This window comes from Streptococcus sp. Marseille-Q5112, from assembly GCF_916700555.1.
In the GTDB taxonomy this organism is placed as follows: domain Bacteria; phylum Bacillota; class Bacilli; order Lactobacillales; family Streptococcaceae; genus Streptococcus; species Streptococcus symci.
In genome coordinates this window covers 162,900-176,745 of record NZ_CAKAKP010000002.1, presented here as the reverse complement: position 1 = coordinate 176,745, position 13,846 = coordinate 162,900, and the positions used below count along the sequence as shown (strand labels likewise).

Below are 13,846 nucleotides of genomic sequence, written 5' to 3'. Positions count from 1 at the left end.
TTGTAGAATAATAACTAAAGTTTGTAGATGGTAATTTAATTTTTCTTAAATTTTACTTAAAAATCTATTGACTAAATAAAACTCAAGTTGTATAATAAGACAAATATTTAAATCAGGAGGTTCTGGAGATGAAAAAGTCTAAAGCCAAGTATGCAGCACTTGCAGGTGTCGTGTTAAGTGCAGGTATTTTATTAAGCGCGTGTGGGAATTCTAGCACAGGGTCAAAAACATATAACTATGTCTATGTTAGTGATCCATCTAGTTTGAATTATCTAGCAGAAAACCGTGCAACAACCAATGATATCGTGGTTAATTTGGTAGATGGGCTCATGGAAAATGACCAGTATGGGAACTATATCCCATCCTTGGCTGAGGATTGGAGTGTATCTAAGGATGGTTTGACCTATACCTACAAACTGCGTAAAGACGCTAAATGGTATACTGCAGATGGAGATGAATATGCTCCTGTAACTGCCCAAGATTTTGTAACTGGTTTGAAATATGCAGCTGATAAAAAATCAGAAGCCTTGTACTTAGTGCAAGAATCCGTTGCTGGTTTAGATGACTATATCACTGGTAAAACAACAGACTTTTCAACTGTCGGAGTTAAGGCTCTTGATGACCAAACTGTTCAATATACCTTGACACGACCAGAATCTTATTGGAACTCAAAAACAACTTCAACCATTCTCTTCCCAGTCAATGCAGATTTCTTGAAATCAAAAGGGGATGATTTTGGCAAGGTAGACCCATCTAGCATTTTGTACAATGGACCTTTCTTGATGAAATCCTTTGTTTCAAAATCTGTCATCGAATTCAAGAAAAATCCTAACTACTGGGATGCTAAAAATGTCTTTGTAGATGATGTGAAATTGGCCTATTATGATGGTAGTGACCAAGATGCACTGGCTCGTAACTTTGTCGAGGGGGCTTATAGCTACGCTCGTCTTTATCCAAATAGTTCAAGCTTTGAAGGGATTAAAGAGAAGAATAAGGACAATATCATCTATAGCTTGCAAGATGCTACTTCTTACTTCTTAAACTTTAACCTAGATAGAAAATCTTATAAATTCACTTCAAAAACAAGTGATGCTGAGAAGAAATCGACTCAAGAAGCGGTTCTTAACAAAAACTTCCGTCAAGCCATCAACTTTGCCTATGATCGTACAGCTTACGGGGCTCAATCTCAGGGAGAAGATGGTGCAACTAAGATTTTGCGTAACTTGGTTGTTCCTCCAAATTTTGTAAGTATCAACGGAAAAGACTTTGGTGAAGTAGTAGCCTCTAAGATGGTCAATTATGGTAAGGAATGGCAAGGAATCAACTTTGCGGATGCCCAGGATCCATACTACAATGCTGAAAAAGCTAAAGCCAAATTTGCTGAAGCTAAGAAAGAACTCCAAGCTAAAGGAGTCCAATTCCCTATTCACTTGGACATGACAGTTGACCAAGCTGCTAAAAAGGGTGTCCAAGAGGCAAATTCTATGAAACAATCTATTGAAGCAGCCTTAGGTGCAGAGAACGTTGTAATTGATATTCAACAACTCACTACTGAAGATTATGACAATACAAGCTATTTGGCTCAGACAGCAGCTCAGAAGGATTATGATCTTTACAACGGTGGTTGGGGATCTGACTATCAAGATCCATCAACTTATCTTGATATTTTCAATGTGAAGAGCGGTGGAGTGTTGCAAAATCTGGGTATAGAGCCTGGTGAATCTAATGATAAGGCTAAGGCTGTTGGACTGGATATCTACACTCAAATGCTGGAAGAAGCCAATAAGGAGCAAGATCTTGCAAAACGCTATGAAAAGTATGCTGAGATCCAAGCATGGTTGGTAGATAGCGCTTTAGCGATTCCAAATATTTCTAAGGGGGGAACACCAGTATTGAGAAAAACAGTTCCTTTCTCAGAACCATATTCATTAGCTGGTAATAAAGGTATTGAATCATATAAATACCTCAAAGTACAAGATAAAACAGTCACAAAAGATGAATATGAAAAAGCTAAAGAAAAATGGTTGAAAGAAAAAGAAGAATCTAATAAAAAAGCCCAAGAAGAATTGGCAAAACATGTCAAATAAGGATTTTTCAAGAAAAACGATAGTTTCGAAAGAAGCTGTCGTTTTTTAATAGAATGATAGCGAAGTTGGAAGAAAAGTGCTTACATTTTTTAAATTGTTTATCAGATTTATGATATAATGAATATAATAAAAGTTGCGAAAAGTTATTTTCGAAGGTCTCTCATAGCTAATTGAGGATACATAGATTAAATTAATTTTATAGGAGGGATACTGTCTACTAAAAAGTAAGATAAAACGCAACAAATGATAAGTTCTTCTTTTATGTGAAGAGTTCTTATCTGCCTATTTACTAATCGTTATGGAGGTGTCATCATGGGTGCTATTATGGAGTTTGCGACAGAAAAACAGATTGCATCATTTCTTTCAAGTTGTCGCATTGAAGGGCAAAAGAATTTTCTGATGGCTTTTAAGAAAAAGACATGGTTGAAATCCTTTATTGATTTTTTCATTATAGGCGGTTCCTACTATGTTCAGTCGAGTGTGAAGCCTAAGATTCTGGCATTCACACCTAAGGGAATCTACTTGATGGACATCAGTGATGTAACTGAAAATCGTTCTAATCAAGTCTTTGAGATGTCTTGGGATGATGTTAAAGATTTTACTTATCAGACAGTCTTGAATACAGTTAGATTTAATTGGCATTATCAAAATGAAGACTATATTTTTTCCGTGGATGTCGGTCAGATTGGTCAGCATGTGGGTCAATATCAATTTAATAAAGAGCATTATGACTATTTAGCCCAACACGATTTCTTTCAGTCTAAGTAAGGCCTAGCAATCATCGTCACAAAAGAATCTAGAAGCTTTTCTGGATTCTTTTTAGCTTTACTCGATAAGTATATAGTTTGAAACTATAACTAGCTCTTGAAAAGAAGAAAATGAGTTGATGAAAATAAGTGGTACAATAGTTACTATAGATTTGGAGGTATTGTATGAGCAAGGAATTACACATTAACACAATTTTGGCCCAGGCGGGTATCAAATCAGATGAAGCGACAGGAGCTTTGGTGACACCGATTCATTTTTCGACGACTTATCAGCACCCAGAGTTTGGTCAGTCTACTGGATTTGACTATACGCGCACCAAAAACCCAACTCGCAGTAAGGCGGAAGAAGTCTTGGCGGCTATTGAGTCAGCAGACTATGCCCTAGCGACTAGCTCAGGTATGTCAGCTATTGTACTGGCCTTTAGCGTCTTTCCAGTAGGAAGTAAGGTCTTGGCTGTCCGTGACCTTTATGGTGGTTCTTTCCGCTGGTTCAACCAAGTGGAGCAAGAAGGCCGTTTCCATTTTACCTATGCCAATACAGAAGAAGAGTTGATTGCCGAGTTAGAAAAGGATGTGGATGTTCTCTATATCGAAACCCCAACCAATCCCTTGATGTTGGAATTTGATATCGAAAAACTAGCAAAATTAGCTCATGCTAAGGGTGCCAAAGTGGTGGTAGACAATACCTTCTACAGCCCTATCTACCAACGTCCGATTGAAGATGGAGCAGATATCGTTCTCCATTCAGCAACCAAGTATCTAGCAGGTCACAATGATGTTTTGGCTGGAGTGGTTGTGACCAATAGTTTAGAACTATACGAGAAGCTCTTTTACAATCTCAATACGACAGGGCCAGTCTTGTCTCCATTTGACAGTTATCAATTGATTCGTGGTCTCAAGACCTTGTCTCTTCGTATGGAGCGCTCAACAGCTAACGCCCAAGAAGTGGTTGCCTTTTTGAAGGATTCTCTAGCAGTTAAGGAAGTTCTCTACACTGGTCGTGGAGGCATGATTTCCTTTAAAGTAGCCGATGAAACACGTATTCCTCACATTTTGAACAGTCTTAAGGTCTTCTCTTTTGCGGAAAGTTTAGGTGGGGTAGAAAGTCTCATTACTTATCCAACGACGCAAACTCACGCTGATATTCCAGCAGAAGTGCGCCATTCTTATGGTTTGACAGATGACCTCTTACGTTTGTCTATTGGGATTGAGGATGCTAGAGATTTGATTGCAGATTTGCGCCAAGCCTTAGAAGGATAAGATAAAGATGGGAAAATATGATTTTACAAGCCTGCCCAATCGTTTAGGGCACCATACCTATAAATGGAAAGAAGCAGAAACGGATAGTGAAGTCCTACCAGCTTGGATAGCGGATATGGACTTTGTAGTCTTGCCTGAAATCCGTCAAGCCGTGCAAACTTACGCTGATCAACTGGTTTATGGTTATACCTATGCCAGTGAAGAGTTAATTAAGGAAGTTCAAAAGTGGGAAGCTACACAACATGGGTATCACTTTGACAAAGAAGCTCTTGTCTTTATCGAGGGTGTGGTACCAGCCATCTCAACAGCTATTCAAGCCTTTACAAAAGAAGGCGAGGCAGTTCTGATTAACACACCAGTTTACCCACCTTTTGCTCGCAGTGTCAAGTTGAATAACCGCAGATTGATTACCAATTCTTTGGTGGAAAAGGATGGTCTGTTTGAGATTGACTTTGACCAATTGGAGAAGGATTTGGTAGAAGAGGATGTGAAACTCTATATCCTCTGCAACCCTCATAATCCTGGTGGACGTGTGTGGGAAAAGGAAGTGTTGGAGAAGATTGGCCAGCTCTGTCAAAAACATGGTGTTTTCTTGGTTTCAGATGAGATTCACCAAGATTTGGCCCTCTTTGGTCACAAACACCATTCTTTCAATACCATTAATCCTGCCTTTAAAGAATTTGCTATCGTCTTAAGCAGTGCTACTAAAACTTTTAACATCGCTGGAACAAAAAATTCCTATGCAGTCATTGAAAATCCTAAGTTGAGAGTGGCTTACCAGAAACGCCAGTTGACTAATAATCAACATGAAATTTCAGGCTTGGGTTATCTGGCGACAGAAGCTGCTTATCGCTATGGGAAGGATTGGCTAGAGGAACTCAAGCAAGTCTTTGAATACCATATTAATTATGTGGTAGATTTATTTGGAAAAGAGACTAAAATCAAGGTCATGAAGCCGCAAGGAACCTACTTGATTTGGCTTGATTTTTCAGCCTATGACCTGACTGATGAAAGATTGCAAGAGCTGTTGAGAAATGAAGCCAAGGTTATCCTCAACCGTGGTTTGGATTTTGGAGAGGAAGGGAGTCTCCATGCCCGTCTCAATGTAGCTATGCCGAAGTCAGTACTAGAAGAGGTTTGCCAACGCATCGTGACCACTTTTGCTAAACTTTAAAAATCCAGCCTTCTAGGAGAAAAGTATCCTTAGAAGGCTATTTTCATAGGGGAAAATATGGTATAATAAAAAGATAAGGTAAAGGTAAAAATATGGCTAAATTGATTCCGGGGAAAGTCCGTATCGAAGGCGTTGCCCTTTATGAAACTGGTAAAGTTGACATCATCAAGGAAAAGAATAATCGGCTCTACGCTCGCGTCGCAGAAGAAGAACTGCGCTATAGTTTAGAGGATGATTTGGTTTTTTGTGCCTGCGATTTTTTCCAAAAGAGGGGCTACTGTGTGCATTTGGCAGCTCTGGAGCATTTTTTGAAAAATGATGAGCGTGGCCAAGAAATCTTGCAGGGTCTTGAAGAAGGTCATGAAGAAGGTCATGAAGAAAAAGAAGCCGTTGAAACCAAGGTGACCTTGGGTGGTAAATTTTTGGACCGAATCTTGTCTCCAAAAGCAGAACGTGCCTATGAATTATCGGCTGTGGGACAAGTGGAAGCAGGAAGCAACCATATCTTGTGGACCCTGAGAATCGGGCAAATCAATAGTCAAAAATACTATGTCATTCGGGATATTCCGCTCTTTTTAAAAGTCGTCGAGAAGAGAAAACCTTATATGATTGGAAAAACTTATGAGGAATCTCTGTCTTTGGAAGCCTTTGATGAGGCAAGTCAAGAGCTTCTGGCTTTTTTGCGGGGACTAACGGAGGAAGGACTTAGTCCAGATCTTTTTTTCCAAAACCAGGGTCGGCATCTCTTTTTTCCTCTGACCTTTTTTGAGCAGGGTGTGAATTTACTGATGACCTTGCCGCATTTTCAATTTGACCATCAAGTAGATAGCTACCAAACCCTGATTTTTCAGGATTTGCATGCGGGTGCTAATCTATTTGCCTTTATAGTAAAAGAATACTCGGATTATTTTGAAATGGAAATCAGTGAGAGTCCTAGAGTCAATGTCTTTTATCAGGGAGCCGTACTTTTCCATAAAGGACAGGTTTATTTTCTAACAGACCAGCAGATACGTCTTCTCAAGGAAATCAAAGCGTTGCCTTTGGATCAGCATGGAAAGAAATACTTGCAATTTGATAGCAGTGACCGCGATAAATTGGCTTCCTGTTTAACTCTTTTTAGCCAGATGGGGACCGTTTCAGCTCCAGAACGTCTACATATCAAAACTTTTGAACCCTCTTTTTACTTTGATAGGGAAGAAGACAATCGGATTCGTTTAGAAATTCAGTTTGATTATGGGGATAGGCAGGTATCAAGCCGACAAGAGCTAGAGGAATTACCTTTTTCGAGTGATGCTGACTTAGAAGAAAGAATTTTCCAAGTCTGTTTGGTTGCAGGTTTTGAAGCAGATTTTCAATCTTGGCGTCAGGCCTTAAAAGCGGAGTCTGTTTATCATTTCTTCCATGAAATCATTCCAGTATTTGAAAAACTCGGGAATGTTGATTTATCAGACAAACTAGAAGAGCTTTATAGCCTAGCGAGTCCTCAAGTGCAAATTGCTTCCAAGGGAGGTCTCTTGGAAATTCAGTTTGATTTTCAAGATATTTCCCAAGAGGAAATTGATCAAGCCATGCAGGCCTTGGTTGCCAATCAAGATTTTTATATTGATTCGTCTAATCAAGTCTACTTTTTTGATGAAGAAACCAAGAAAATTCGCCAAAATCTACAGGAACTGGGGCAGTTTGAATTAAAAGATGGGGCCTTGCAGGCTCGAAAATCTTTGGCTTATAGTTTAGCTCATCTTTTTGAAGGGCGAGACCGTGTTTCTTTTTCACAAGAATTCCAGAATCTGGCCCAGGATTTGACGCATCCAGAGGACTTTCCTTTGCAAGCAACTCAGGTTCAGGCTGATTTACGAGATTATCAGGAAAAGGGAATTCGTTGGTTGCAAATGCTCCATTATTATGGTTTTGGTGGGATTTTGGCTGATGATATGGGACTTGGTAAAACCCTGCAGACCATTGCTTTTTTGACCAGTCAAGTGACAAAAGAAAGTCGGATTTTGATTTTAGCGCCATCTGGTTTGATTTACAACTGGGCAGATGAATTTCAGAAATTTGCCCCACAGTTGGATGTAGCTGTTGTTCATGGCTTAAAAGCTAGTCGTGAAGAGATTCTTGCTGAAAGCCATCAAATCTATGTGACGAGCTATGCTACCTTCCGTCAGGACAGTGAGCTTTATCAAGGGATGGCCTTTGACTTCCTTTTCTTAGATGAGGCTCAGGTAATGAAAAATACCCAGACCAAGATTGCCCAGACCTTGAGACAGTTTGTGGTGCCGTCAGTTTTTGCCTTGTCAGGAACTCCTATTGAAAATCATCTAGGTGAGTTGTGGTCTATTTTCCAAATCGTCATGCCAGGACTTTTGCCAAGCAAGAAAGAATTTATGAAATTACCAGCTGAGCGAGTAGCTCAGTTTATCAAGCCTTTCGTGATGCGGCGCAAGAAAGAAGAAGTTCTGACTGAATTGCCAGACTTGATTGAAGTGGTTTATAAGAATGAACTGGAAGACCAGCAAAAGGCTATCTATCTAGCTCAGTTGCAACAGATGAGAGACCGTCTGGCTCAAGTGTCAGATCAGGAATTTCAGCGAAGTCGTGTGGAAATTTTATCTGGTCTGATGCGCTTGCGCCAAATCTGTGATACGCCTGCCCTCTTTATGGAAGATTATCAGGGTGCCAGTGGTAAACTGGATAGTCTTCGAGACTTGCTGGTACAGGTGGCAGATGGTGGACACCGTGTCTTGATTTTCTCACAGTTCAAGGGAATGTTGGAGAAAATTGAACAAGAACTGCCAGACTTGGGCTTGACTTCCTTTAAAATTACCGGTTCGACCCCAGCCAAGGAAAGACAAGACATGACCAAGGCCTTTAACCAAGGGGAAAGAGATGCCTTTCTGATTTCCCTTAAGGCTGGTGGTGTCGGTCTGAACCTGACAGGTGCTGATACAGTGATCTTGGTTGACCTTTGGTGGAATCCTGCGGTGGAAGCGCAAGCTATTGGCCGCGCCCATCGGATGGGTCAGGAAGAAACGGTTGAGGTCTATCGCTTGGTGACCAAGGGAACCATTGAAGAAAAAATCCAGGAACTCCAAGAACAAAAGAAACATCTGGTGTCACAAGTATTGGACGGCACAGAGTCACGTGGCAGTCTGACCCTAGCAGAAATTAGAGAAATTTTGGGAATTTCTGAAGCCAGCACTTGAAAAATCAAGACAATACGCTATAATGAAGTGTTGAAAGGAAATAGACAAATGAGAGAAGAACGATTTCCATTGGTGTCAGATGATGAGATCATGTTGACTGAGATGCCGGTTATGGACCTCTATGATGAATCTGACTTTATCAGTAATATCAAGGGAGAATACCGTGATAAGAATTATCTGGAGTGGGCCCCTATTACTGAAGAAAAACCAGTCAAACCGATTGAAAAGCAAGTAGAGAAACCTAAGAAGGCTGGCTTAGGAGTAAAAAAAGAAGGAAAAAGCTATGCGGAGGTGGCGCGTGAAGAAGCGCGTGCGGATTTGAAAAAGAAACGCTCAGCAAGTTATCTGACTAAGGATATTACTCCTACAAGGCGCCCTTCTCAGCAACGTTTGGATAGACAGGGCAATCAACCTACCGCGCCTTTCCAAAAGGAAAATCCTGGTGAATTTGTTAAATATAGTCAAAAATTGACTCAGTCTCATTACATTTTGGCGGAAGAAGTGAGCAATATTTCGACTCAATCTGAGCCAAAAGAAACTTCAGGTCCAAAGAAAAACAACTATGATTTTCTGAAGAAGAGCCAAATCTACAATAAAAAGAATCAACAAAAAGAACAAGAACGTCAGGTTGCCCAAGAGTTGAATCTGACAAGAATTACGGAATAGGGGAGAAAACATGTCAAAGACATATCATTTTATCGGAATTAAGGGATCAGGGATGAGTGCCTTGGCCTTGATGTTGCACCAAATGGGGCATAAGGTACAGGGATCAGATGTTGAAAAGTACTACTTTACTCAACGTGGTCTTGAGCAGGCAGGGATTACTATTCTTCCTTTTGATGAAAAGAATCTAGACGGTGATATGGAAATTATCGCTGGAAATGCCTTTCGTCCAGATAACAACGTCGAAATTGCCTATGCGGACCAAAATGGCATTAGCTACAAACGTTACCATGAGTTCCTAGGTAGCTTTATGCGCGACTTTGTTAGCATGGGAGTTGCTGGAGCGCACGGAAAAACTTCAACAACGGGTATGTTGTCTCATGTCTTGTCTCACATCACAGATACTAGCTTCTTGATTGGAGACGGGACCGGTCGTGGTTCAGCCAATGCCAAATATTTTGTCTTTGAATCTGACGAATATGAGCGTCACTTCATGCCTTACCACCCAGAGTACTCTATTATCACCAACATTGACTTTGACCATCCAGACTATTTCACAAGTCTAGAGGATGTTTTCAATGCCTTTAACGACTATGCTAAACAAATTACCAAAGGTTTGTTTATCTACGGTGAAGATGCTGAATTGCGTAAGATTACGTCTGATGCACCAATCTACTATTATGGTTTTGAAGCAGAAGGTAATGACTTTGTAGCTAGTGATCTTCTTCGTTCAACAACTGGTTCAACCTTCACAGTTCATTTCCGTGGTCAAGAATTGGGGCAATTCCACATTCCAACCTTTGGTCGTCACAATATCATGAATGCGACAGCCGTTATTGGTCTTCTTTACACAGCAGGATTTGATTTGAACTTGGTGCGTGAACACCTGAAAACTTTTGCCGGTGTTAAGCGTCGTTTCACTGAGAAAATTGTCAATGACACGGTGATTATCGATGACTTTGCCCATCATCCAACAGAAATTATTGCAACCTTGGATGCAGCTCGTCAGAAATACCCAAGCAAGGAAATTGTTGCAGTCTTCCAACCGCATACTTTTACAAGAACAATCGCTTTGTTGGACGAATTTGCCCACGCTTTGAACCAAGCGGATGCTGTTTATCTAGCCCAAATTTATGGATCTGCTCGTGAAGTAGACCATGGTGATGTTAAGGTAGAAGACCTAGCTAATAAAATCAATAAGAAACACCAAGTGATCACTGTTGAAAATGTTTCTCCACTCCTAGACCATGATAATGCTGTCTATGTCTTTATGGGAGCAGGAGATATCCAAACCTATGAGTATTCATTCGAGCGTCTTTTGTCCAACTTGACAAGCAATGTTCAGTAGGATATTCTTATGGAAATTCCAATTAAGATCATTCAGGCAAGTAAGTCTGATTTGGCTGAGATAGAGACACTTCAGTCTTCATCTTTTCCAGCTGAAAATCAGCAACCTTCCCATATTTTAGAAGAAAGTATCCGTAAGTGTGCGGATACCTTTCTTCTAGCTAGGGATGAAAATCAGCTTCTGGGCTATGTTCTAGGCGATCCTCAGCCACATAATCCGCAATGTCTAGAAATGCATTCTTTAGTCATTGACTCTGGCCATCAGAGACAGGGCTTGGGCACGCTTCTTCTTGCAGCCTTGAAAGAGGTGGCGGTTGAGCTGGATTACAAAGCTATTCGTTTGAAGAGTCCTGATGAGTTGCTATCCTATTTTGAAATGAACGGTTTTATTGATGAAGAAGAGACAGATTCGTTTTATGCAGCTAGTCAAGGTTTTAGTATGATTTGGTTTAATCCTTTTTACCTGGAGGTACAATGAAGATCAGGCAAGCAAAATTAGAAGATTTGGATCGGATTGTCGAGATTGAACTAGAAAATTTCTCACTTGAAGAAGCTATTCCTCGCTCTGTTTTTGAGACGCATTTGCGAGAAATTCAGACCTCCTTTCTGGTTGCAGAAAAAGAGGGCAGAATCATGGGGTATATAGAAGGGCCAGTTGCCCCTCACCGCTATCTGCAAGACCAGTCTTTTACAGAAGACATAAAAGACTATAGTCATGAACGGGGTGGCTATATCTCTGTGACCTGTCTCTCTATTGCCAAGGAAGCACAGGGCCGTGGACTTGGTCAGAAATTACTAATAGCCTTGAAAGAGTTGGCTCTTGAACACGAAAGAGAAGGTATTAACCTAACCTGTCATGACTATCTCATCTCCTACTACGAAAAACATGGATTTGTCAATGAAGGCCAGTCCCAATCAACCTTTGCAGGAGAAACATGGTATGATATGGTCTGGGACGCTAAAAAATAAGCTAGAAAAGCATGCTAGGTTGCTTTTCTTTCGTTTTTAAGATATAATATTATGGATTGTCAACGAGGAGGATAAACTTTTGAGTGAAAAAACAAGAGAAGACGAAAAATTAAGCTTTAAAGAGCAAATTTTACGTGATTTAGAGAGAGTAAAAAAACAAGATAGAAGTGAGCAAGAAAACGAGATTACAAGTTTTGAAACTCCTTCATCTCAAGAAGATTCAGTAGTTCCTTCAACTCAGGAACATGAACCTTCAGCAGAAGAGTTGATGGCTAATTCTCTTTCTGTTGTGGATCAAATATTAAAGAATGCTCCTAGTGTTCCGTTACGTTCAAATGATATTTCGGATGAAATTGCAGCAAATGAAGAAGTTGCAGAATCTAAAGTTGAAGCGGCTGCTGAGCCTGTAGTTGAACCTGTAGAACCTATTTTTGAGCCAGTTCAACCAAAAGTAGAACCTGTAAAACTTAACGAAGACAAAGAATTTAACGAGATTCCAACAAAGGTTGCGGTGTCGTATAAAACAAGTAGACAACAGGAAGAAGTTAGTACTCCTGCAGTGGATAATGAGCTATCTGAGTCAGCTGAATCGGCAGATAGCCTAGGTTCAGTTCCTAGACGTAGTCGCCGTGAGACAGTTAAACCAGTTAAGAAGAAAAAATCACATTTGAAGGCATTCTTCATTTCTCTACTGATTTTCCTTGTCTTGATTTCGGCAGGTGGTTACTTCGGTTACCAGTATGTTCAATCATCTTTATTACCAGTTGATGCAAATTCTAAGGAATATGTAACGGTTCAAATCCCAGAGGGATCAAATGTCCAAGAAATCGGATCAACTCTTGAGCATTCTGGTGTGATTAAACACGGTGTGATTTTTGCTTTCTATGCAAAATATAAGAATTATTCAGATTTGAAGGCTGGATATTACAATTTGCAAAAGAGCATGAGTACAGAGGATATCATCAAGGAACTACAAAAAGGTGGTACAGCTCAGCCTCAAGAACCGTCACTTGCAGATTTGACCATTCCAGAAGGATATACCATTGATCAAATTGCCCAAGCTGTAGGCCAATTACAAGGTGAATTTAAAGAACCTTTGACAGCGGAAGCTTTCTTAGCTAAAGTGCAAGATGACAACTTTATCAGTCAAGAAGCTGCTAAATATCCAAACCTACTTGAAAGCTTGCCAACGAAAGAAAGTGGAGTTCGTTACCGTTTGGAAGGTTATCTTTTCCCAGCGACCTACTCTATCAAGGAAAGCACGACTATTGAAAGCTTGATTGATGAGATGTTGGCAGCCATGGATAAGACCTTGACTCCGCACTATAGTGCAATTAAGTCTAAGAACTTGACAGTTAATGAATTGCTAACAATTGCGTCACTTGTTGAAAAAGAAGGTGCTAAGACTGAAGATCGTAAGTTGATTGCAGGTGTCTTCTACAATCGTTTGAACCTTGGTATGCCACTACAAAGCAATATCGCAATCTTGTATGCTCAAGGCAAACTTGGCCAAAATATCAGCCTAGCAGACGATGCTGGAATTGATACATCGATTAATTCACCATACAATGTTTATACAAAACCTGGTTTGATGCCTGGTCCAGTAGATAGCCCAAGTCAGGACGCGATTGAAGCAAGTATCAATCAAACTAAGAGTGAGAACCTATACTTTGTAGCCAATGTTACAGATGGTAAAGTCTATTACGCAGTGACACAGGAAGAACATGATCGTAATGTAGCTGAGCACGTCAATAGCAAGCTTACTCAAAATAGTAGTTCAAACTAAGACTACAAACATGAGAATCTCAGATAGAGATTCAATATTATCGAAGGAAAGTTGAGAAAAATGGCAGAAAAAACATATCCTATGACCCTTGAGGAAAAGGAAAAACTTGAAAAAGAATTAGAAGAATTGAAATTGGTCCGCCGTCCAGAAGTGGTAGAACGCATTAAGATTGCCCGTTCATATGGTGACCTTTCTGAAAACAGTGAGTATGAAGCAGCTAAGGATGAACAAGCCTTTGTTGAAGGACAAATCTCTAGCTTGGAAACAAAAATCCGTTATGCTGAAATCGTCAATAGTGACTCAGTTGCCCAAGACGAAGTAGCGATTGGTAAAACAGTTACTATCCAAGAAATTGGTGAGGACGAAGAAGAAGTTTATATTATCGTAGGTTCAGCCGGTGCAGATGCCTTTGCGGGTAAAGTTTCAAATGAAAGCCCAATTGGACAAGCCTTGATTGGCAAGAAAACAGGTGATACAGCAACAATTGAAACACCTGTTGGTAGCTATGATGTAAAAATCTTGAAGGTTGAAAAAACAGCCTAATGATTAAAAGGAGTAAAAAGAGGGAAAAATCCTTCTTTGCTCCTTTT

At 40.2% G+C, this 13,846-nt stretch carries 11 protein-coding genes; all 11 read left to right on the top strand.

Going from position 1 to position 13,846, the window contains the following annotated elements; genetic code table 11:
* The first annotated feature begins 128 nt into the window (after positions 1–128).
* The 11 genes from LG372_RS02820 to greA all read left to right on the top strand — a co-directional run bounded on the left by LG372_RS02820 (position 129) and on the right by greA (position 13,799).
* The gene (locus LG372_RS02820) at positions 129–2,087 is read left to right on the top strand and encodes a peptide ABC transporter substrate-binding protein (protein ID WP_225742070.1); all 1,959 of its coding nucleotides are present in this window, start codon (positions 129–131) and stop codon (positions 2,085–2,087) included.
* A 312-nt stretch (positions 2,088–2,399) separates the two neighbouring features.
* Positions 2,400–2,855 (top strand): hypothetical protein, encoded by a 456-nt coding sequence (locus tag LG372_RS02815; protein ID WP_225742069.1) that lies wholly within the window; start codon positions 2,400–2,402, stop codon positions 2,853–2,855.
* A gap of 164 nt (positions 2,856–3,019) precedes the next feature.
* Entirely contained in the window at positions 3,020–4,114 is a 1,095-nt protein-coding gene (locus tag LG372_RS02810; RefSeq protein WP_225742068.1) for a cystathionine gamma-synthase, read from the top strand.
* A gap of 7 nt (positions 4,115–4,121) precedes the next feature.
* Entirely contained in the window at positions 4,122–5,288 is a 1,167-nt protein-coding gene (locus LG372_RS02805) for a MalY/PatB family protein (RefSeq protein WP_225742067.1), read from the top strand.
* 92 nt (positions 5,289–5,380) lie between these two features.
* A complete protein-coding gene (locus LG372_RS02800) occupies positions 5,381–8,491 on the top strand; it encodes a DEAD/DEAH box helicase (RefSeq protein WP_225742066.1) in 3,111 nt (1,036 codons plus the stop codon).
* Positions 8,492–8,539: 48 nt separating this feature from the next.
* The gene (locus LG372_RS02795; RefSeq protein WP_225742065.1) at positions 8,540–9,157 is read left to right on the top strand and encodes a cystathionine gamma-synthase; all 618 of its coding nucleotides are present in this window, start codon (positions 8,540–8,542) and stop codon (positions 9,155–9,157) included.
* 10 nt (positions 9,158–9,167) lie between these two features.
* Positions 9,168–10,502: a UDP-N-acetylmuramate--L-alanine ligase gene (gene murC, locus LG372_RS02790; protein WP_020902223.1), complete on the top strand. Its 1,335-nt coding sequence runs from the start codon at positions 9,168–9,170 to the stop codon at positions 10,500–10,502.
* 9 nt (positions 10,503–10,511) lie between these two features.
* A complete protein-coding gene (locus tag LG372_RS02785; RefSeq protein WP_225742064.1) occupies positions 10,512–10,979 on the top strand; it encodes a GNAT family N-acetyltransferase in 468 nt (155 codons plus the stop codon).
* The gene (locus LG372_RS02780) at positions 10,976–11,470 is read left to right on the top strand and encodes a GNAT family N-acetyltransferase (RefSeq protein ID WP_225742063.1); all 495 of its coding nucleotides are present in this window, start codon (positions 10,976–10,978) and stop codon (positions 11,468–11,470) included. Before LG372_RS02785 ends, LG372_RS02780 begins: the two co-directional genes overlap by 4 nt.
* 79 nt (positions 11,471–11,549) lie before the next feature.
* Entirely contained in the window at positions 11,550–13,256 is a 1,707-nt protein-coding gene (mltG, locus tag LG372_RS02775) for an endolytic transglycosylase MltG (protein WP_064276526.1), read from the top strand.
* Between the two features lie 60 nt (positions 13,257–13,316).
* Entirely contained in the window at positions 13,317–13,799 is a 483-nt protein-coding gene (gene greA / locus LG372_RS02770; RefSeq protein WP_000818768.1) for a transcription elongation factor GreA, read from the top strand.
* The last annotated feature ends 47 nt before the right edge of the window (positions 13,800–13,846 follow it).